Annotated in this window: 3 protein-coding genes and 1 pseudogene; 3 read left to right on the top strand and 1 reads right to left on the bottom strand. The window is 74.7% G+C overall.

Going from position 1 to position 23,249, the window contains the following annotated elements; all coding sequences use genetic code 11:
• Nucleotides 1-142 precede the first annotated feature (142 nt).
• The gene (locus tag OJ254_RS23590) at nt 143-643 is read right to left on the bottom strand and encodes a peptidylprolyl isomerase (protein WP_265363933.1); all 501 of its coding nucleotides are present in this window, start codon (nt 641-643) and stop codon (nt 143-145) included.
• 1,216 nt (nt 644-1,859) lie between these two features.
• Here OJ254_RS23590 and OJ254_RS23585 point away from each other — a divergent pair.
• The 3 genes and pseudogenes from OJ254_RS23585 to OJ254_RS31725 all read left to right on the top strand — a co-directional run bounded on the left by OJ254_RS23585 (nt 1,860) and on the right by OJ254_RS31725 (nt 23,248).
• Complete coding sequence (locus tag OJ254_RS23585) at nt 1,860-3,068, top strand: cytochrome P450 (protein WP_265363932.1); 1,209 nt, start codon at nt 1,860-1,862, stop codon at nt 3,066-3,068.
• Nucleotides 3,069-3,128: 60 nt separating this feature from the next.
• The gene (locus OJ254_RS23580) at nt 3,129-4,478 is read left to right on the top strand and encodes a serine hydrolase domain-containing protein (RefSeq protein ID WP_265363931.1); all 1,350 of its coding nucleotides are present in this window, start codon (nt 3,129-3,131) and stop codon (nt 4,476-4,478) included.
• 236 nt (nt 4,479-4,714) lie between these two features.
• Nucleotides 4,715-23,248 (top strand): annotated as a pseudogene (locus OJ254_RS31725) (non-ribosomal peptide synthetase).
• Nucleotide 23,249 lies beyond the last annotated feature (1 nt).

The following is a 23,249-nucleotide window of genomic DNA, read 5'->3' as shown; positions in this document are numbered from 1 at the left end:
CGCTCCCGTCCGCGTGGAAGCCACCTCATCGCGCTGGAGGCGCCGGCGCCAGTGCCTGGGAACGGCTCGGCGGCCGTCGAGCGGGCGGAAACGGCCGAGCGCCCCCGCGTGAGGGGCGCTCGGGCTCGGTTCCGAGGAGGGACTACTCGCCGACCACGCCCGACTTGGCGATGACGATCTTGGCGCTCGTGGCACCGCTGCTCGAGCCCAGGGCCTCGATCTTCTTCACGACGTCCATGCCCTCGACGACCTCGCCGAAGACGACGTGCTTGTTGTCGAGCCAGTCGGTGACGATGGTGGTGATGAAGAACTGCGAACCGTTGGTGTTCGGGCCCGCGTTGGCCATCGACAGCTGGCCGGGCTTGGTGTGCTTGATCTGGAAGTTCTCGTCCGGGAACTTCTCGCCGTAGATGCTCTTGCCGCCGGTCCCGTTGCCGGCCGTGAAGTCACCGCCCTGGAGCATGAAGGCCGGGATGACCCGGTGGAAGCCGGAGCCCTCGTAGCCGAAGCCGTTCTGGCCGGTGGCGAGCTCGCGGAAGTTCCGTGCGGTCTGGGGGACCACGTCGTCGAACAGGGTGAAGACGATCCGGCCGGCCGGCTCGCCGTCGATGGTGATGTCGAAGTACACGTTGTTGTTGCTCATGGTGGCATCTTCACATCCCGCCCCTCCGGGGCGCGCGCGGGGCCCACCCTCCGCGGCGGGGGAGCCCACCGGGTGCCCTCCCGCGGCGACCCGCCTCGCCAGGGCATTCCGGCAAATCCGGCCGAGAGACGAGTACTCCGGCGTACGCCCCCTGGCAATGCATGAAATTCGGCCATGAATAGGCCGTCGAAAGTCAGACATCGGGTGCGGCCTCTTCCTGGCTGGACCGGCACTGCAGAATCCTCCCCGTGAAGAACTGTGCTCGCGTACACTTCCGGCCCGCCGGGCGGTCCCGTTGCGGCTGCCGGCCTGGGCCCTTGTTCGAACGGGCGGACGATTCCCTCGTCCCATGTGCAACGGAGGTCTCCGGGGTTGGCGGGCGTTCAAGTAAATGAGGGTAAAAGTTACCCTCGGTTAGTCTTGGTGGGGGTTGCTAGTGCGTCACCGGGGGTGAGACTGTGGCCACGTCGAACTGGCGCAAAAAGCTTCTGCAGCACGGATCGTAGAGAATGCCGAACGGTACTTGTCGGTAATACGTACTCTTCTCTCGTTCCTCCTTTCGGGCGTCGCCGGCTCGTATGTAATGGGCTGCGACGTGCCGAGGGGATTCAGGTGCGCGTCGGTTGTCAGCAGCTCTTATGTGGGGGGTCTGTGATAGCGAGCCGGGCCATGGTGCATGGGCCGCCGGGCGTCCTCGCGGGGACGCGGAGCGGGGAAAGGACCCCGCAGATGTCCGCATCGCATCGGATGTGTGCATCGAGGCGGAGGGGGTACACGGCGAGGCCCGGACGGTATCTCGTCGGCTGTCCGCGCCCGGACGCATATGCGGCCGTCGCGGTCGGCCAAAGGCACCGCCCGGCCCGCACGGCCGCATAAGACCGTCGGCCACCGGGCCGGCGCGCTGACCGGTGCGTACGCTGCGCCATTCCACCGGTGACGCCGGTGACATCGTGAATACCGCTACCGCCGTTCCGGCTGCGGTCATTTCGTCATGGGCAGCCTGGGCGACGCGGCGCGAAACGCATGCACAACGACAACTCGGCAGCCAGCAACAGGATCTGGAGTTTGCGGTGACAGTGAGTTCCTCGTGCCGTTCGGAAAGGTGCTTATCCGGCGGCATACCCGGCTGCGGACCGATAGGGGCACCGCCCCCGCGCGGAGAATGCTCCTTTTCCTGCTCCGCCCCCCGTTTCCGTCCGGCCTTCAGGGAGAAGCGGTGACCAGCAAGCAGGTGAGCCGGGCCCCTTTCGCCTTCGACGCGCTCCTCGACCGGTGGAGCACGCGGCGGGAGGCCGGTCCGGTCCGCTACGACGAGGACCAGAAGCTGTGGCAGGTGGCGGATCACCGCGGGGTCACCGCCGTGCTCGCCGACCCGGCGACGTACTCCTCCGACTTCTCGGGCCTGGTCCCCACCCAGGAGGACTTCGAGGCCTTCCGCCGGGGCAACTTCGTCGGGATGGACCCGCCGGCGCACCGCACCCTGCGGACCCTGGTCAGCCAGGCGTTCACCCCGCGCGTGGTAGCCGGGCTGGAGCCGAGGATCGAGGCCATCACCCGGGAACTGCTGGACGCCGTGGCGGACCACGACCGGTTCGACCTGGCGGACGCGCTGGCCTACCCGCTGCCGATCATCGTGATCGCCGAGCTGATGGGCGTGCCGGTCAGCGACCGCGGGATGTTCCAGGACTGGGCGACCACCCTGTTCGCCGGGGACGGCATCGGCGAATCGCTGGACATGGCGGATGTGGAGCAGGCGCTGGATTCCATCGCGCCGACCGTCCGCGAGATGAACGGCTACTTCCTGGACCACATCCGGCAGCAGCGGAAGGACCCGGGCGACGGGCTGATCGGCCGGCTGCTGGCGGCCGAGGTGGACGGCACCCGGCTGGCGGACGAGGAGATCGTCGGGTTCGTGGCCCTGTTGCTGGTGGCCGGGCACATCACCACGACCGCGCTGCTCGGCAACGCCGTGGTGACCTTCGACCAGTACCCGGAGGCCGCCGCGCTGCTGCGGGCCGAGCCCGGCCGGCTGCCGGACGCCATCGAGGAGGTGCTGCGCTGGCTCCCGCCGTTCCCCGAACTGGGCCGCCGCACCACCCGCGACGTCGAGCTCGCCGGCCGGACCATCCCCGCGAACTCCGTGGTGATGGCGAACCTGGCCACCGCCAACCGCGATGCCGGCCGGTTCGCCGACCCCGACGTCTTCGACGTGACCCGCAGCCCCAATCCCCACCTGACGTTCGGGCACGGCATCCACTTCTGTTTCGGTGCCCCCCTGGCCAGGCTGGAGGCCCGGATCGCGCTGCGGCAGCTGATGGATCGTTTCTCCGCTCTGGCGATCCCCTGTCGCGACGAGGTCGAGCTGCAGAATCCGGCCGTCATCGTCAGCGTCCGCCGACTGCCGGTCGAGGTTCAGCGGCGATAGCCCGCCCGGCGGGCCGCGCGTCATCCCTCCTTCGTCCCCGATTCCGGGAGTTCCCTTCTCATGCCGTACGCCACGCCTGCTCCGGTCACCACCCGGCAGCCGACGCAGATACGACGCCTCTTACAGGAGCGTCTGGACACCCTCGCCCGCGCCCACCAGGTGCCCGGAGCCCAACTCGCCCTGCATACGGGCGGGGTGACGTACGCGGTGCACACGGGGGTCGCGGACGCCGCCACCGGGGAACCGGTGGGCAGTGGCACCGCGGTGCCGCTGGGGTCCGTCACCAAGGTCTACACCGCGGCCGTGGTCATGCTGCTCGTCGCCGACGGCGATGTGTCGCTGACCGACCCCGTCGGCACGTACGTACCGGAGCTGGCGCGGCTGCCGCGGACGACCGTGCGGCAGCTGCTCAGCCACACCGCCGGTCTCCCGACGGGGCCCGACTCCGACGACGCGGCGGCGCTGACCCCGGCCCGCTACCTGTCCGGCCACGCCACCGCCACCGTGTGCCCGCCCGGCACCGGCTTCTCCTACTCCAACGCCGGATACGTCGCCGCCGGACGGCTGGTCGAAGAGGTGACCGGCATGTCCTGGCAGGAGGCCGTACGGGCCTTCCTGCTCGAACCCCTGGGCACCGCACCGGCCTTCCTCACCGACGCCGTACCCGCGAGACCGGTGGCGCGCGGCCACTCCGCGAACGCCCTGACCGGCCGCGTCCGCCCGGTGCAGCAGACCCTGGCGCCGGTGGAGGCACCGGCCGGCGCGCTGCTGGCCAGTGCGCTCGATCTGGTCGCGCTGGGGCGGGCGTTGACCGGCGAAGGCCCCCGTACGGTGCTGACGGAGGAGGACGCCGCGGAGATGCGCCGCCCCGTCCCCGGTGCCCACCCGGGAGTCCTCGCGGATGCCTGGGGACTGGGCCTGGCGCTCTTCCAGGACGGCGGCCGGCAGTGGTGCGGCCATGACGGCAACGCCCAGGGCACGTCCTGCTTCCTGCGGGCCGAACCGGACAGCGGCGAGGTCGTCGCCTTCACCAGCAACGCCAACAGCGGCACCGCCCTGTGGCACGAACTGGCCGACGACCTCGACCGGATCGCCGGCGTGCGCGTCCCGCCCGCCCCCGGTCCGCGCGACGGCGCCCCCGTCCGCGCACTTCCCCAGTGCGCCGGTACCTACCGCAACGGCACCGTCGACTACCGCGTCACGGCCGACGAGCAGGGTTCCCTGACCCTGTCCGTCAACGGCGACAGCCCCGCCCCGCTGGTCTGTCATCCGGACCTGAGCTGCGACCTGGTGGACCCCGCCACCGGCCGCCGGGTGCCCGGCGGACGCTTCCTCCGCGATCCGGACACCGGCGCGATCGACCGGCTCCAGATCTCCGGCCGGATGGCACGCCGCACCGACCTCGGCTGACCGCTCCCAGCCCGGCGGTTCCGCGCGCCCCCCTTCGTGCGCCGGACCCGCCCGTACCACCCCCACTCGTCCGGGACCGCTCACCCGGGCCGCTCGGCGCACCGCTGCACCCTTTCCGTCCCCGCCCCGAAGGACTGACCTCCATGACGGACCAGCCCCAGAACTCCGTACCCGCGTCCGGAACAGCGCAGGACCGGACCGTTCCGCAGGTTCCCGGGGCCGAGCCGGTCCGTCCGGTGCCGCGCTCCCCGCTCGCCGAACTGTTCGCGGCCTGGGTGGCCCGCGCCCCCGAGGCGCCCGCGGTGACGGACGGCCGGCGGACCTGGTCCTACCGCGAGGCCGACGCCTGGGCCAACCGCCTTGCGCACGAGCTGATCGCGGACGGGGTGGGGCCGGAGCGCACGGTGGCGCTGGTGCTGCCGCGCTCGGTCGAACTGATCGTGGCGGAACTCGCGGTGGCCAAGGCCGGCGGCGCCTTCCTGCCGGTCGATCCGGCCTACCCGCCGAACGCCGGGAGTTGTTGCTGTCCGACGCGGCGCCGGCGGTGGTCCTCGACGACCCGGACCGGATCCGCCGCGCGACCGGCCCGGACCACGCCCCGCAGGACACCGACCGGCTCGCCCCGCTGCGCCCCGGGCACCCGGCCTACGTCATCTACACCTCCGGCTCGACCGGCGTGCCCAAGGGCGTGGTGGTGTCCCATACCGGCCTGGGTGCCTTCACCGCCGCGGCGCAGGAACGATACGCCGTCGGGCCGGGCGACCGGGTGCTGCAGTTCTCCTCGCCCAGCTTCGACGCGTCCGTCCTGGAACTGTGCATCTCCCTGCTGTCGGGAGCGACCCTCGTCATCCCGCCGGACGGCCCGTGGCTGGGGGACGAACTCGCCGAGGTGCTGCGGGAACACCGGATCAGCCATGCGCTGATCCCGCCGGCGGCGCTCGGCACGCTGCCCGGCCCGGCGGACGGCCATCCGCTGCCGGACCTGCGCACCCTGATCGTGGGAGCCGAGGCCTGCCCGGCCGACCTGGCCGACCGCTGGGCGGCGGGCCGCCGGCTCATCAACTCCTACGGCCCCACCGAGGCCACGGTGGTCGCCTCCTGGACCGGGCCGCTGGCCGTCGGCGCGGGCACCCCGCCGATCGGCCGGCCGCTGCCCCGCACCCAGGTCCACGTGCTCGACGAGGCGATGCGGCCGGTGCCGCCGGGAGCCGCCGGTGAGCTGTACATCGGCGGCGAGGGGGTGGCCCGCGGCTACCTCGGCCGCCCGGGCCTGACCGCCGCGCGCTTCGTGGCCGATCCGTACGGGCCGGCCGGCAGCAGGCTCTACCGCACCGGCGACCTGGCGCGCCGGAACGCCGACGGCGACCTGGAGTTCCTCGGGCGGACCGACCACCAGGTCAAGATCCGCGGCTTCCGCGTCGAACTCGGCGAGATCGAGGCGGCGTTGGCGGACCAGGAGGACGTGGGCGAAGCCGTCGTCGTGGTGCGCGAGGACGAGCCCGGACGGCAGCGGCTGGTCGGCTACGTCACGGCCGCCGACCCGGCCCGCGCCCCGCGGCCCGGGACGCTGCGGACGGCGGTCGCCCGCACCCTGCCGGCCCACATGGTCCCGGCCGCCGTCGTCGTCCTGGACGCCCTCCCGCTCACCGCGCACCACAAGGTCGACCGGCGCGCCCTGCCCGCGCCCGGCCCGCTCCACGGCACCGGCCACACCCCGCCCCGGACGCCCGCCGAGCGGACCGTCGCCGCCATCTGGTCCGACGTCCTGGACGTCCGACCCGTTGGCGCCGACGACGACTTCTTCGCCCTCGGGGGCGACTCCGTCGTGGCCGTCCGCGTGCTCTCCCGCATCCGGGACGAACGGGCCGTCCGGCTGACCGTGCGGGACCTGTTCACCGCCCGGACCGTGGCCGGGCTGGCCGCCCTCCTCGACGCGGCGGACACCCACGACCCGTCGGGGCCGGTCACCGCGGCCCCGCGCACCGGCGCGCTGCCGCTCTCCCGCGCCCAGCAGCGCCTGTGGTTCCTCGACGACCTCACCCCCGGCGGCACCGAGTACCACACCGGCGTGGGATTGCGGCTGCGCGGCCCGCTGGACACCGGGGCGCTCGGCCGCGCCCTGGACCGGCTCGCCGCCCGCCATGACGCGCTCCGCACCACCTTCACGATGGTCGACGGACGCGTGGTGCAGCGGGTCGACGGCCCCGCCGCCCTGCCGCTGCGCACCGCCGACCTGCGCACCCGGCCGGCCGCCCGGCGCCCGAAGAGGCCGAGCGCCTGCTCACCGAGGAGCTCCAGCGCGCCTACGACCTGGACCAGGGACCGCTGACCCGGGCCCTGCTCGTCCGGCTCGACGAGGACGAGCACCTGCTGCTCCTGGCCCAGCACCACATCGTCACCGACGGCTGGTCGGTCGGCCTCCTCGTCCGCGAACTGGCCGCGCTCTACGCCGCGGAGGCCGCGGGGACCCCCGACGGTCTCCCCGAACCCGCCCTCCAGTACCCGGACTTCGCGCTCTGGGAGCACGGTCGGCCGGCCCCGGAGCGGCAGGCCGACGACCTCGCGTACTGGAAGCGGCAGCTGGCCGGCCTGCCGCAGCTGGACCTGCCCGCCGACCGGCCCCGGCCGCCGGTGCGCACCACGGCGGGCGCCGCCCACCGGCACGAACTGCCCGCCGACCTCACCGACCGCCTGTCCCGGCTCGCGCGGGCCAAGGGCACCACCCTGTTCACCCTGTTCTCCGGCGCGGCCGCGGTGCTGTTCTCCCGCTACACCGGCCAGCGGGACATCGCCTTCGGCACCGTCACCAACGGCCGCGACCGCCGGGAACTGGAGGAGGTGGCCGGCTTCTTCGTCAACACCGTGGTGCTGCGCAGCGATGTGGACGGCACCGCCACCGTCGACCGCTTCCTGGACGGCATGCGGGCGACGCTGCTGGACGCCTTCGCCCATGACGGGGTGCCCTTCGACCGGGTCGTCGAGGAGCTCGCGCCGCCCCGCGACCCCAGCCGCACGCCGCTGGTGCAGGTCCTCGTCGTCCAGCAGACCGCCATGGTGCCGCCCGGGCGGGCCGGCGGCGTCCGGATCGACGAGCACCCGTTGCCGCGCCCGGCCGCCCGCTTCGACCTGGTGCTGGAGTTCCTGCCGCGCGGCGACGGCTCGTTCGGGCTGACCGTCGAGTACAACACCGACCTGTTCGACGCCGCGACCGCGGCCCGGCTGGCCCGCCATCTGCACCTGCTGCTGGCGGGCATGGCCGACGGCCCGCACCGGACCGTCGCCGAACTCCCGCTGCTCACCGACGACGAGCGGCGCACCATGCTCGACGCCTGGAACACCCCGCAGGCGCCCGGCCGCGAGACGACGCTGCCGGCGCTCTTCGAGGAGCAGACCGCCCGGACCCCCGACCGCACCGCCGTGGTCTGCGGGGAGACCCGGCTCAGCTACGCCGAGGTGAACCGCCGCGCCAACCGGCTGGCCCGGATGCTGGCCGCCCGCGGCGCCGGCCCCGAGTCCCTGGTGGCGCTGGCGCTGCCGCGCTCCGCCGACCTGCTCACCGTCCTGTGGGCGGTGCTCAAGGCGGGCGCCGGCTACCTGCCGGTGGACCCCGGCTATCCGGCCGACCGCATCCGCTTCATGCTCGCCGACGCCCGCCCCGCCGTGGTCCTCACCACCCGCGAGACGGCCGGCTGCCTCCCGGAGGGCACCGAGGCACTCGTCCTGGACGAGCCAGGCACCGCCGACGCGCTCGCCGCCGGCCCCGCGCACGACCTGACCGACGCCGAGCGGGTCCGGCCGCTGGACCCCGGCCACCCCGCCTACGTCATCTACACCTCCGGCTCGACCGGCCGGCCCAAGGGCGTGCTGGTCACCCACCGCAGCGTGGCGGACCTGGCGGCCTGGGCGGGGGAGCGGTTCGGCCCGCAGCGGCTGGCACACGTGGTGGCCTCCACCTCGCTCAACTTCGACGTATCGGTCTTCGAACTGCTCTGCCCGCTGCTCTCCGGCGGCAGCATCGACGTGGTGCCCGACCTGCCGGCCCTCGCCGACGGGCCGCCGGACGCCGGCCCGCGGCAGGCCGGGCTGATCAGCGGCGTGCCCTCGGTGCTGTCCCGGATGCTCACCCGGGACGTCGCCGTGCGGGCCGGCACCGTGGTCCTGGCCGGCGAGGCGCTGCCCGCGCGGACCGTGCGGGAGATCCGCCGGACTATGCCGGCCTGCGAGATCGCCAACATCTACGGTCCGACCGAGGCCACCGTGTACGCCACGGCGTGGTTCGCCGGCGACGGCACCCCCGAGCAGGCCCCGCCGATCGGCCGACCGGTCGCCCGGACCCGCGCCTACGTCCTCGACTCCCGGCTCCGGCCCCAACCGCCGGGCGTGACGGGAGAGTTGTACCTCGGGGGCGGCGGGCTGGCCCGGGGTACCTCCGGCGGCCCGGGCTCACCGCCGCCCGGTTCGTCGCCGACCCGTTCGCCGGACCGGGCAGCCGGATGTACCGCACCGGCGACCTGGCGCGGTGGACCGCCGACGGCGAGCTGGAGTACCTGGGCCGGGCCGACCACCAGGTCAAGGTGCGGGGCTTCCGGATCGAACTGGGCGAGGTCGAGGAGGCCCTGCTGGCCTGCGACCACGTCACCCAGGCCGCCGCCACCACCCGGGAGGACGACGGACACAAGCGGCTGATCGGCTATGTCGTCCCGGCGCCCGGAACGGAGGCCGACCCGGACGCGATCCGCCGCGCGCTCGGCCGCCGGCTGCCCGACTACATGGTGCCCGCCGCGGTCGTCGTCCTGCCGGCGATGCCGCTCAACCCCAACGGCAAGCTGGACCGCGACCGGCTGCCCACCCCCGACCGGTCCGTCGGGACCACGACCGACTACGTGGCGCCGCGCACCGCCACCGAACGGGCGCTGGCCGCGGTCTGGGCCGACGTGCTGCGGGTGGAACGGGTCGGCGTCGACGACAACTTCTTCACGCTGGGCGGCGACTCGATCCTCAGCATCCAGGTGGTCGCCCAGGCGCGGCAGGCGGGCCTGGCCGTGACCTCGCGCGACGTCTACCGGCACCAGACGGTCGGCGCACTCGCCCAGTGCCTGGACGCCGCCGACCGCCCCGCCGGGCCCGCGCGCGCCGACGAGGCCGCCACCGGCGACGCCCCGCTCACCCCGATCCAGCACTGGCTCTTCGAGACCGACGCCGAGCGGGCCGGCCACTTCGGGCAGACGCTCTCCGTCGAACTCCCCGACAACCACGACGCGTTGGCGCTGGAGCAGGCCCTGCGCGACCTGGTCGCCCACCACGACGCGCTCCGCTCGCGCTTCGACCGAGACGGCGACGGCCGCCGGCGGCAGCACATCGACGCCGCGCCGCCCCACCTCGTCCTGCACCGGCACACCGGGCCCGACGACGACGCACCCCATCTGGGCCCGTTCGACCTCGCCCGGGGGCCGCTGCTGCGCGCCGTCCTGCACGACCGCGCGGACGGACGGCCCGCCGTCCTCCACCTGACCGTCCACCACCTGGTCGTCGACGGCGTCTCCTGGCGGCTGCTGCTGGCGGACCTGGACCGCGCCTACCGGGCGCGCCGCAGGGGCGAACCCGCCGCCCTGCCGCCGAAGTCCACTCCGCTGCGCCATTGGGCGCGCCGGCTGACCGACCACGCCGACGCAGGCGGCTTCGACGACGAGGCCGGCTACTGGACGGACCTGGCCGCCGGCTGCGACCCCGCGCTGCCGACCGATCTCGACGGTCCCAACACCTACGCCTCGGCCCGCTCGGTGACCGTCCGCCTCACCCCGAAGACCACCGCCGTCCTGCTGCACACCCTCCCCGCCGCCTACCGCACCCAGGTCAACGACGTGCTGCTCAGCGCGCTCGGCCGGACGCTGCGCGACTGGACCGGCCGCGACCGGACCCCGGTGGACCTGGAGGGCCACGGCCGCGAGGAACTCTTCGACGACGTCGACCTCAGCCGTACGGTCGGCTGGTTCACCACCCGCTACCCGGTCGCCCTCAGAGTGGCACCGGACGCGGACTGGGGCACCGTGCTCAAGTCCGTCAAGGAACAGCTGCGCGCGGTGCCCCGCCGCGGCCTCGGCCACGGTGTCCACCGCCATCTGCGCGGCACGGCCGGCCTGCCCGGGGCGCCGACCGCCGGCCTCAGCTTCAACTACCTGGGCCAGTTCGGTCTGCCCGACGGCGACGACGGCCTCTACCGCGGTCTGCACCGCGGGCTGTCACTGGACGCCGACCCGTCCGCGGCACGGCCACACGCACTGGAGGTCGTCGGCCAACTCAACGGCGACGCACTGGAGTTCACCTGGTTCTACTCGGCGAACCTGCACCACGAGGAGACCGTCGCCCACCTCGCCGGGCGGTTCGCCGGGGCGCTGGAGGAGATCGCCCGGCACGGCGCCCGGCCCGGGGCGGGCGGGCGCACCCCGTCCGACTTCCCGCTGGCCGACCTCGACCAGCCCACCGTGGACCGGCTGGTGGGGCACGGCGGGACCGTCGAGGACATCCACCCGCTCACCCCCACCCAGGCCGGCATGCTCTTCCACCGGCTGTCCCAGGACGACCAGGGCGTCTACCACCAGCAGCTCACCTTCGTGCTGGACGGCGTGCCCGACCCGCGGACGCTGGCCGCGGCCTGGCAGCGGATGACCGACCGGACCGAGGTGCTGCGCGGCCGCGTCGTCTGGCACGACGTGCCCGAGCCGCTGTTCGTCGTCGAACGCCGCGCCGAGGTGCCGGTCACCCACCTGGACTGGCGCGGCCTCTCGGGCGACGAACGGCAGCGGCGACTGCGGGACCTGCAGGACCGGGACCGGCGGCGCGGCATCGACCTGGACACCGCCCCGCTGCAACGCCTGACCCTGGCCCGGCTGTCCGCCACCGAAGTGCAGGTCGTGTGGTCCTTCCACCACCTGATACTCGACGGCTGGAGCCTGTTCCAGGTGCTGTCCGACGTCTTCCGCAGCCACGCGCTGCTGCGGGGCCCGGACGGCGGCGACGACGGCGCCCCGACCGACACCGGCCTGCCGGTCCGCCGGCCGTTCCGCGACTACGTCGCCTGGCTGCGCGACCGCGACCGGACCGAGGCCGAACGGCACTGGCGGGACCGCCTCGCCGGGCTCGGCGAACCCACCGCGCTGCCCTACGACCGCGAACCCACCGAGACCCACCGCGCGGAGTCCTCCGCGGCGGTACGGGTCACCCTGCCCGCCGCCACCTCCACCCGCCTGGACGACCTCGCCCGCGGCGCCGGCCTGACCGTCAACACCCTCGTCCAGGGCGCCTGGGCGCTGCTGCTGGCCCGCCAGACCGGCCGGCCGGACGTCGTCTTCGGCACCACCGTCTCCGGCCGGCCGCCCGAGCTGCCCGGCGTCGAGGCGATGAACGGCCTGTTCATCGCGACCGTCCCGACCCGGCTGACGGTCCCCGCCGACGGCACCGTGCGGGACTGGCTGCGCCGGGTGCAGGAGATCCAGACCGACGACCGGCGCTTCGACCACGTACCGCTCGCCCGGCTGAAGGCCCTCACCGAACTCCCCGAACAGGCCCGGCTCTTCGACAGCATCGTGGTGTTCGAGAACTACCCGGTCGGCGACGACCTCGCCGCCGCGCACGGCCTGCGGCTTACCGGACTCGACGGCATCGAGACCACCAACTATCCGCTCAGCCTCGTCGCCTACCCCGGGCCCGAACTCGCCCTGCGGCTCGGCTACGACCCTGAGCTGTTCGACGCCGCCACCGTCGAGCGGATGGCCGAGTACCTCACCGTGCTGCTGGCGGAGATGGCCGACGACGCCGAACGCCCGCCGGCCCGGCTGCCGGTCCTCGGCGCCGCCCGCCGCCGGCAGGTGCTGGAGGAGTGGAACGACACCGCCACCGCACTCCCCGAGGACACCGTCGCCGGGCTGTTCGCCGCCCAGGTCCGGCGCACCCCCGACGCCCCCGCCCTGGACACCGGCGACGGCATCCTGAGCTACCGCCAACTCGACGCACAGGCCGAGGTGTTGGCCCGGCGGCTGACCGCCCTCGGTGTCCGCCCCGAACGCCCCGTCGCCGTCCTCATGGACCGCTCGGCCGCCCTGGTCGTCGCCCAGCTGGCGCTCGCCAGGACCGGTGGCGTGTACGTCCCGCTGGACGGCCGCGCGCCCGAGCAGCGGCTGCGGCAGGTGCTGGCGGAGAGCACCGCGGACCTCGTCCTCACGGACGCCGCCTGGCAGGACACCGCCGCCGTGGTGGCACCCGGCGGGCGCACCCTGCTGGTGACCGACGAAGCGGGTGCCCACGCCCCGGCCGATGTGCCCGCACCCGTGGTCCACCCCGACCACGTGCTCCAGCTGATGTTCACCTCCGGCTCCACCGGGCGGCCCAAGGGTGTCGCGGTGCGCCACCGGGACGTCGTGGCGCTCGCCTCGGACCGCGCCTTCGCCGGACACGACCGGGTCCTGCTGCACTCCCCGCAGGCCTTCGACGCCGCCACCTACGAGCTGTGGGTGCCGCTGCTGCGCGGCGGCCGGGTCGTCCTGGCCCCGCCCGCGGACGTGGACGCCGCCACGGTCCGCCGGGCGATCACCGAACAGGGCGTGAGCTGCCTCTGGCTGACCGCCGGACTGTTCCGGCTGCTGGCCCAGGAGGACCCCGGCTGCCTGCGCGGCGCCCGGGAGGTGTGGACCGGGGGAGAGGCCGTACCGGGCGGGGCCGTGCGCCGTGTCCTGGAGGCCTGCCCCGGCCTCACCGTGGTCGACGGCTACGGCCCCACCGAGACGACGACCTTCGCCACCCGGCGGGTCTTCCGGGCCGGCGACCCGCTGCCCGCCACCCTCCCCATCGGACGCCCGCTGGACAACACCCGGGTCTACGTCCTCGACGGCACCCTGCAGCCCCAGCCGCCGGGCATCCCCGGCGAGCTGTACCTCGCCGGGGCCGGGCTCGCCCGCGGCTACCACGGCCGGCCCGGCGCCACCGCGGAGCGCTACCTCGCCGACCCCTTCGGCCCGCCCGGCAGCCGGATGTACCGCACCGGCGACCTCGTGCGCTGGAGCCCGGACGGCGAACTGCACTTCGTGGGCCGGGCCGACGACCAGATCAAGATCCGTGGCTTCCGCGTCGAGCCGGCCGAGATCGCCGACCGGCTCATCCGCCACGACGCCGTCGCCGAGGCGGTGGTGGCCGTCCCCGCGGACGGCGGCCGCAAGCGCCTGGTCGCCTACGTCGTACCCGCCGCGGGCGCCAGCGTGCCGCCGGTGGACGAGCTGCGCGCGGCGCTCGCCGCCGAACTGCCCGACTACATGGTCCCGGCCGCGTTCGTCACCCTGGACGCACTGCCGCTCACCGCCAACGGCAAGGTCGACCACCGCCGGCTGCCGACCCCCGACTGGTCCGCGGCCGGTGCCGGGAGCACGTGGCACCGCGCACCGAGACCGAGCGGATCCTCGCCGGGATCTGGCGCACCCTGCTGGGCGTGGAACGGGTCGGTGTCGAGGACAACTTCTTCACGCTGGGCGGCGATTCGATCCTCAGCATCCAGGTCGTCTCGCGCGCCCGGAAGGCGGGCCTGACCCTCACGCCCCGGGACGTGTTCCGGCACCCGACCGTCGCGGCCCTGGCGGCCGCGACCGGTTCCACCGCGCCCGTCACCGGCACCGGCCCGGTCGACGGGGACGTCGACCTCACGCCCATCCAGCACTGGTTCCTCGACGCCGACCCGCAGCGCCCCGGGTACTTCAACCAGTCCGTCGTCATCGAACTGGCGGAGGACCCCGACCCGGAGGCGCTGGAGACGGCACTGCACGCGCTGTGGCGTCACCACGACGCGCTGCGGGCCCGCTTCGACCGGCGCCCGGACGGCACCTGGCACCAGCACTGCCCCGGCCCAGACGCGACGGACCCGCGGCTGCTGCGGATCCACCCTCTGACCGGGGGCACCGTCGAGGAGTGCACCGCCGAGGCCGACGCGGTCATGGCCGAGGCGCACGGCGGCTTCCGGCTCGCGGACGGCCCGCTGCTCGCCGCCCGGCTCTTCACCGGGAGACGACTCCCGGCGGCACAGCTCTTTCTGACGGTGCATCATCTGGTGGTCGACGGCGTCTCCTGGCGGGTCCTGCTGGAGGACCTGGAGACCGCCTACCGCCAGGCACGCGCCGCCGAACCGGTCCGCCTGCCCGCCCGCACCACCTCCGTCCAGGAGTGGGCCCGGCGGCTGCGGGCCCACACGGAAGCCGGCGGATTCACCGGCGAGCGGGCCCACTGGGAGACGGTGGCCGAGCACTGCGCGGCCCCGCTGCCGGTCGACGCCGACGGCGGCAACACCGTCGCCGACCTGCGCTCGGTCACCGTCCGCCTGGACCCGCGGGACACCGCCGACCTGCTGCACAAGGTGCCCGGCGTCTACCGCACCCGGATCAACGACGTCCTGCTCACCGCGCTCGGCCGGGTACTGGCCGACTGGACCGGACGCCGCACCGTCGCCATCGGCCTGGAGGGCCACGGCCGCGAGGACCACCTCTTCGACGGCGTCGATCTGTCCCGTACGGTCGGCTGGTTCACCAGCCTGTTCCCGGTCGCCCTCGACGTGCCGGCCGGCGGCTGGGCCGATGCCCTCAAGTCGGTCAAGGAGCAGCTGCGCGCCGTACCCGGCCGGGGACTCGGCCACGGCGCGCTGCGCCACCTCGCGCCCACCGCCGGGATCGCCGACGCAGCCCTTCCCCCGATCAGCTTCAACTACCTGGGCCGCTTCGACTGGACCACCGACGGCGACGGCCTGGTCCGCGGCGTACGCGGTGGACTCGGCGGCGCCGCCGCACCCGAGTCCGAACGGCCGCACCTGCTCGACGTCGTGGGCCGGGTCGAGGACGGCAGCCTGGAACTCACCTGGCACTACAGCCGCGGGGTGCACCACGAGGAGACGGTCACCGCCCTGGCGGAGGGCATGCGCACCGCCCTGACGGAACTCGTGGCGCACTGCGCCGCCCCGGACGCCGGCGGCCGCACCCCCTCCGACTTCCCGCTGGCCCGCCTCGACCAGACGGCCGTGGACCGGATCGTGGCCGACGGCCGCACCGTGGAGGACGTCTACCCGCTGACCCCCATGCAGGCCGGCATGCTCTTCCACGGCCTGATGGACCCGTCCTCCGACGCCTACTTCAACCAGGTCCAGCTGCTGCTGACCGGGGTCACCGACCCGGTGGCGCTGGCCACGGCCTGGCAGCAGACCGCCGACGCCAACCCCATGCTCCGTACGCGACTGGTGTGGCAGGAGACCCCCGAACCGCTGCAGATCGTGCAGACCCGGGCCACCGTTCCCGTCACCCACCACGACTGGACCGGCCGGAGCGCCGAGCACGGCGAGGAGGCGCTGGCCGCCCTGCTCGCCGAGGACCGGGCGGTCGGCCTCGACCTCACCACCGCGCCCCTGATGCGGCTGACCCTGATCCGGCTCTCCGCCGACCAGGTCCGCCTCGTGTGGACCTTCCACCACATCCTGCTCGACGGCTGGAGCGCGGCCCAGGTCGTCGACGAGGTCTTCGAGCGGTACGCCGCGCTCACCGCCGGCCGCCGCCCCGAGGTCCCCGCGCGGGCCCCGTTCGCCGGCTACCTGCGCTGGCTGGCGGAGCAGGACGACACCCACGCCGAGCAGTACTGGCGCCGCACGCTGGCCGGCTTCAGCGCCCCCACCGAACTGCCCCGCGACCGCACGCCGTTGGAGGCCCACCGCAGCGCGTCCTCGGACACCGTGCACCTCACGCTGGACGCGGCCGACTCCGCACGGCTGCGGGAGACCGCGCAGCGGGCCGGCCTCACCATGAACACCGTGCTCCAGGGCGCCTGGGGCCTGCTGCTCGGCCGCTACGGCAACACCGACGACGTGGTCTTCGGCAGCACCGTCTCCGGCCGGCCCGCCGACCTGCCCGGCGTGGAATCCATGGTCGGCGTGTTCATCAACACCCTGCCGACCCGGGTGCGGATCGACGCCGACCGCCCGCTGCTGGAGTGGCTGCGCGAGGTGCAGAGCGCCCAGTCGGAGTCCCGCCGGCACGACTTCGTCTCCCTCGCCCAACTGCAGAACTGGAGCGAACTCCCCGGCGGCGTCGGCCTGTTCGACAGCATCGTGGTCTTCGAGAACTACCCGTTCGACCGCGACGCCCTCGCCCGGCACGGCCTGCGCGTGGCCCAGCAGCGCGAGCTGGAGCCGACCAGCTACCCGCTCAGCGTGGTCGTCGCCCCCGGCGAGCGCCTCACCATCGCCCTGGACTACGACCCGGCCGCCTTCGACGCCGCCACCATCGAGCGGCTCGGCGGCTGCCTGCGCGTGCTGCTCACCGAGATGGCCGCCGACCCGGAGCGCCGGCTCGCGGACCTGCCGCTGCTCACCGCGGAGGAGAGCGCCCGCCTCCTCGACCGGTCCGGCGCACCGGCCGCCGCGACGCCGCACCGCGTACTGCCGGAGGTCTTCGAGGAACAGGCGGCCCGCACCCCCGACGCCCCGGCCGTAGTGGCCGGGACCGCGCACCTCACCTACGGAGAACTCAACGCCCGCGCCAACCGACTGGCCCGGCTGCTGATCGCCTCGGGCGCCGGCCCGGAACGGTTCGTCGCCCTCGCGCTGCCGCGCACCGCCGACCTGCCGGTGGCCCTGCTGGCCGTCCTCAAGAGCGGCGCCGGCTACCTGCCGGTCGACCCGGCGTACCCGGCCGAGCGGATCTCCTTCCTCTTCGACGACGTCCGGCCGGACATCCTCCTGACCACCTCCGACCTCGCCGCCCGCCTGCCCGACGGGCCCACCGTCCGCCTCGTGCTGGACGACCCGGCGCTCGCCGGACGCCTCGCGGAGCAGTCCGCCGCCGACCCCGCCGACGCCGAGCGGACCGGCGCCCTGCTGCCCGCCCACCCCGCCTACGTCATCCACACCTCGGGCTCCACCGGCCGCCCCAAGGGCGTGGTCGTCACCCACGGCTCGGTGGTGGCCCTGGCCGACTGGGCGGCCACCGCGTTCGGCAGCCGGGGCCTGGCCCATGTCGTCGCCTCGACCTCGCTCAACTTCGACGTCTCGGTCTTCGAGCTGCTCTGCCCGCTGCTCTGCGGTGGCCGCATCGACCTCGTGGCGGACCTGCTGGCGCTGGCCGAACGCACCGAACCCTGGACCGCGAGCCTGCTCAGCGCCGTCCCCTCCGCCCTCGGCCGGCTGCTCGCCGAGGACACCGTGCACGTCACCGCGGACACCGTGGTCCTCGCCGGCGAGGGGCTCGCCGCCCGCACCGTCCGCGACGTCCGCGCCGCCGTCCCCGGCTGCACGGTCGCCAACATCTACGGCCCCACCGAGGCCACCGTCTACGCCACCGCCTGGACCTGCGACCCCGCCGACCCGGACCGCACCCCGCCCATCGGCAGCCCCGTCGGCGGCGCCCGCGCCTACGTCCTCGACGCCCGGCTCCGGCCGGTACCGGTCGGCGTACCCGGCGAGCTCTACCTCGCCGGCACCGGCGTGGCCCGCGGCTACTTCGCCCGGCCCGGCCTCACCGCCCGCCGGTTCCTCCCGGACCCCTACGGCCCCGCGGGCGCGCGGATGTACCGCACCGGCGACCTCGTACGCCGGGACCCCGACGGCCAGTTGGTGTACCTGGGACGGACCGACGACCAGGTCAAGGTGCGCGGCTTCCGGATCGAACTCGGCGAGGTCGAGGCCGCGCTGACCCGCCACCCCGACGTGGCCGAGGCCGCCGCGCGGGTCGTCGAGACCGACGGCCACAAGCGCCTGATCGGCTACGCCGTCGGCCGGGGCGCGACCCGCCCCGACCCCGCCGAGGTACGCGCCTTCCTCGCCGCGCGCCTGCCCGACCACCTGGTCCCCGCGGTCGTCGTCCCCCTGGACCGGCTGCCGCTGGGCACCACCGGCAAGCTCGACCGGCGCGCCCTGCCCGCCCCCGACTGGACCGCCCCCACCGGCGGCCAGGTGGCCCCGCGCACCGACACCGAGCGGACGCTGGCCGCCATCTGGGCCCAGGTGCTCGGTGTGGAGACGGTCGGCGTGGAGGACAACTACTTCACCCTGGGCGGCGACTCGATCCTCAGCATCCAGATCGTCTCCGCGGCCCGTCGCGCCGGCCTCGACCTGGCACCGCGGCACCTGTTCGTCCACCAGACCGTCGCCGAACTGGCCGCTGCCGTCGGCCGGTTGCCGGTCTCGGCGGTCCCCGCCGACCAGGGCCCGGTGGTGGGGGAGGTGCCGCTCACCCCCGTCCAGCACTGGCTGTTCGAGACCCTGCCCGGCACCGCGGCACACTTCACCCAGTCGCTCTCCTACGAACTCGCCGCCGACACCGACGAGGACGCGCTGCGCACCGCGCTGGCCGCGGTGCTGGAACACCACGACGCGCTGCGCTCCCGGTACGCACCGGACGGCGACGGCCGGTGGCGGCAGCACACCGCGGCCCCCGGCGCGGCGCCCGCCCTGGAGGTCTGCGACCTGCCCGGCCGGGACCCGAAGGACCGGGCCACGGCGCTGCGCGCGCTGTCCGATGAGCTCTGCGCGGGCTTCGACCTGGCCCACGGGCCGCTGCTGAAGACCGTGCTGTGCCGCCCCGCCGACGACGAGGAGGCCCGCCCGGTGCTACTGCTGGCCGCCCACCACCTGGTCGTGGACGCGGTGTCCTGGCGCATCCTGCTGGAGGACCTCGACACCGCCTATCGCGCGGTGCGCGCCGGGGACCGGCCCGGGCTCGGGCCCCGGACGACGTCCTTCCGCGACTGGGCGCAGCGGCTCCGGGACCACACCGCGGCCGGCGGCTTCGACGACGAACTCCCGTACTGGACCCGGGCGCACGCGCCCGCCGCCCTGCCCACCGACCGCACCGGCCGCAACACCGCCGCCTCCGAGGACACCGTGACCGTCCGTCTGGAGGCCGAGGAGACCCGCCGGCTGCTCCAGGACGTGCCCGACGCCTACCGGACCCGGATCAACGACGTCCTGCTCTGCGCCCTGGGCCGCGTACTGGCCCGCTGGACCGGGCACGACCGGGTACTGGTCGGGCTGGAGGGCCACGGCCGCGAGGAGATCTTCGACGACGTCGACCTGTCCCGCACGGTCGGCTGGTTCACCACCATGTTCCCGGTCGCGCTGGACGTGCCGCCGGGCGCCGCCCTCGCCACGGTCCTGAAGTCGGTGAAGGAGGGCCTGCGCGCGCTGCCCCGGCACGGCCTCGGCCACGGCGCCCTGCGCCACCTGCGCGGCCCCGCCGCCCCGGACCTCCCGGACGCCCCGCAGATCGGCTTCAACTACCTCGGCCAGCAGGACTGGCACGCCTGGGCGGGCGACGGCCTGCTGCACGCACCGTACGGCCCGCTGGAGGGCGGCATGGACCCGGCGGCCGAACGGCCCCAGCTGATCGACGTGGTCGGCCGGGTGACGGACAAGCGGCTGGAGTTCAGCTGGTCGTACTCGACCGAGCGGCACCTGCCCGCCACCGTGACCCGGCTGGCCGAGGAAATGGCCGCCGAGCTGCGGGAGATCGTCCGGCACTGCGCCGAACCCGGCACCGGCGGCCGCACCCCCTCCGACTTCCCGCTGGCCCGCCTCGACCAGGACACCGTCGACCGGCTGGTCGGCACCGGCCGGGACGTCACCGACCTCTATCCGCTGACCCCCACCCAGACCGGCATGGTCTTCCACGGCCTCGACGCCCCCGAGGAGGGCCTCTACGTCGAACAGGCCACCTTCGTCGTGGACGGGGTGCGTGACCCGCGGGTGCTGGCCGCCGCCTGGCAGCACGTCGTCGACCGCACCCCCGTGCTGCGCACCGCGGTGCTGCTGCACGAGGCGCCCGCCCCGCTGCAGGCCGTGCACCGCTCCGTCACCCTGCCGGTGACCGAGCTGGACTGGAGCGACCTGCCGCCGGTCGAGCGGGCGGCCGCGCTGGAACGGCTGCTCGCCGAGGACCGGGCCCGCGGCATGGCCCTGGACCGGCCGCCGCTGCTGCGGCTCACCCTCATCCGGCTCGCCCCGTCCGAGGTCCGGGTCGTGTGGACCTTCCACCACGTCCTGCTCGACGGCTGGAGCGTCTTCCAGGTGCTCGCCGACGTCTTCGCCGGCCACGCCGCGCTCACCGCCGGCACCGAGCCCCGGCTGCCGGACCGCAGACCGTTCGCGGACCACGTCGCCTGGCTCGCCGCCCAGGACCCGGCCCCGGCCGAGGCGCACTGGCGCCGGGCGCTGGCCGGGCTCACCGCCCCCACCCCGCTGCCCTACGACCGGCGCCCGGCCCCGGCGCCGCCACCCGCTCCGGCACCTGGCTGTCGCTCCACCTCGACGAGGAACGCACCGCCGCGCTCCAGGACTTCGCCCGGCGCCACCACCTCACCCTCAACACCGTCGTCCAGGGCGCCTGGGGCCTGCTGCTGTCCCGCTGGAGCGGCGAACGGGACGTCTGCTTCGGCTCGACGGTCTCCGGCCGGCCCGCCGACCTGCCCGGCGCCGAGGCCATCCCGGGCCTGTTCATCACCACCCTGCCGGTACGCGTCGACGTCAGCGGCGACACGCCCCCGGCCGAGTGGCTGCGCGGCGTCCAGACCGCGCAGGCCGATGCCCGCGGGTGCGAACACGTCGCGCTGTCGGACCTGCACGACTGGAGCGAACTGCCCGCCGGCACCACCCTGTTCGACAGCCTGGTGGTCTTCGAGAACTACCCGATCACCACCACGGCCGCCACCGCGCACGGCCTCCGGGTACGCGATCTGCACGCGCTGGAGGCCACCAACTACCCGCTGACCGTGGTGGTGTCGCCCGGCTCCCGGCTGACCGTCGAACTCGGCTACGACCCGCGGTACTTCGAGGAGGCCACCGCCGGGTCCCTGGCCGGACAGCTCGTGCACACCCTCGGCGCGCTCGCGGAGCCCGGCCCGGCGGCCTCCCTGGACGGCATCGACGTGCTGCCGCCGGAGGAGCGCGCCCGGCTGACCGGCCGGTCCGCCCGGCCGGACGGCGACGCCGTGCCGCCCGCGACACTGGCCGCGCTCATCGAGGCCACGGTCGACCGCTCGCCCACCGGGCCCGCCCTGGAGGACCCTGAACTCCGGCTCACCTACGCCGAGTTGGAGGACCGTGCCAACCGCCTCGCGCACCGGCTGATCGCCCGCGGCACCGGCCCCGGCGACCTCGTCGCCCTGGTGCTGCCCCGGTCGGCCGACATGATCGTCGCCCAGCTGGCCACCGCCAAGGCGGGCGCCGCCTACCTGCCCGTCGACCCCGGCTACCCGGACGAGCGGATCGCCCTGATGCTGCGCGACGCGGCGCCCGCCGTCACCCTGCGGGCCGCGGACGTCCGGGACCTCCTGGCGGCCGGCCCGGACGGCACCCCGTCCCACCGTCCCACCGACCACGACCGGACCCGCCCGCTCGACCTCGACGACCCGGCCTACGTCATCTACACCTCCGGGTCCACCGGCACCCCCAAGGGCGTCGTCGTCACCCACCGCGGACTGGCCGGCTTCGCCGCCGCCGAGGCCGACCACTACCAGGTCCGGCCCGGGGACCGCGTGCTGGCCTTCGCCACGCCCAGCTTCGACGCGTCCGTACTGGAGCTGTGCATGGCCCTGCCGAACGGCGCCTGCCTGGTGGTTCCGCCGCCCGGCCCGCTGCTCGGCGCGGACCTCGCCGATGTGCTGCGGACCGCCCGCATCACCCACACCCTGCTGCCGCCCGCCGCGCTCGCCACCGTCCCGCCGGACACCCCCGGCACCCTGCCGGACCTGCGCACCCTCATCGTCGGCGCGGACACCTGCGGCGCCGAACTGGCCGGCCGCTGGGCCCCGCACCACCGGATGGTCAACTCCTACGGGCCCACCGAGACCACCGTCGTCGCCACCTGGTCCGATCCGCTGCCGTCCGACGGCGGCACGCCCCCGATCGGGCGCCCGCTGCCCGCCACCGGCGTCTACGTCCTCGACGCCCGGCTCCGCCCGGTAGCCGACGGCGTCCCCGGCGAACTGTGGATCAGCGGCCCCTCCCTGGCCCGCGGCTACCTGGGCCGCCCCGGCCTGACCGCCGCCCGCTTCCTCGCCGACCCCTACGGCCCGCCGGGCACCCGCATGTACCGCACCGGCGACCTGGTGCGGCGCGACACCCACGGCAACCTCCACCACCTCGGCCGCACCGACCACCAGATCAAGCTGCGCGGCCACCGCATCGAGGCGGGCGAGGTCGAGGCCGCGCTCGCCCGCCACCCGGCCGTCCGCGACGCCGTGGTGACCGTACGGGAGGACGAGCCCGGACAGCGGCGGCTGGTGGCCCATCTGCTGGCCGCGCCCGGGGCCGACATCCCGACCGGGCCGGAACTACGGGCGTTCGCCGCCCGTATGCTGCCCGCCCACATGGTCCCCGCGGCCTTCGCCGTCCTGGAGCGCTTCCCGCTCACCGAGAACGGCAAGACCGACCGCGCCGCCCTGCCCGCGCCGGAACCGGAACCCGAAGGACCCGCCGGGCACACCGCCCCGCGCACCCCCACCGAGGAAGTCCTCGCGGACCTCTGGTCCCAGGTCCTGGAGACGGCCGTGGGCGTCGAGGACGACTTCTTCGCCCTCGGCGGCGACTCCCTGCGCAGCCTGCACATCGCCGCCCGCGCCAACGAGACCTTCGGCGTGGCCCTGACCCCCGGGACGTCCTGGTCTCCCGCACCGTCGCCGCCCTCGCGGAGCTGGTGGAGGAGCACGTCCTGCGCGAACTCGAAGACGCCGCACGCGGCGACCACGACCCCGACGAACGGTGAG

The organism is Streptomyces endophytica (assembly GCF_026153355.1).
Classification (GTDB): domain Bacteria; phylum Actinomycetota; class Actinomycetes; order Streptomycetales; family Streptomycetaceae; genus Streptomyces; species Streptomyces endophytica.
Note: the sequence above shows the minus strand (reverse complement) of the source record. Positions and strands in the feature narration are given on the sequence as shown.

Excerpts from the sequence above, each read along its gene's own strand:
- OJ254_RS23590 (WP_265363933.1), bottom strand. The coding sequence starts at position 643 with ATGAGCAACAACAACGTGTACTTCGACATCACCATCGACGGCGAGCCG.
- OJ254_RS23580 (WP_265363931.1), top strand. The coding sequence starts at position 3,129 with ATGCCGTACGCCACGCCTGCTCCGGTCACCACCCGGCAGCCGACGCAG.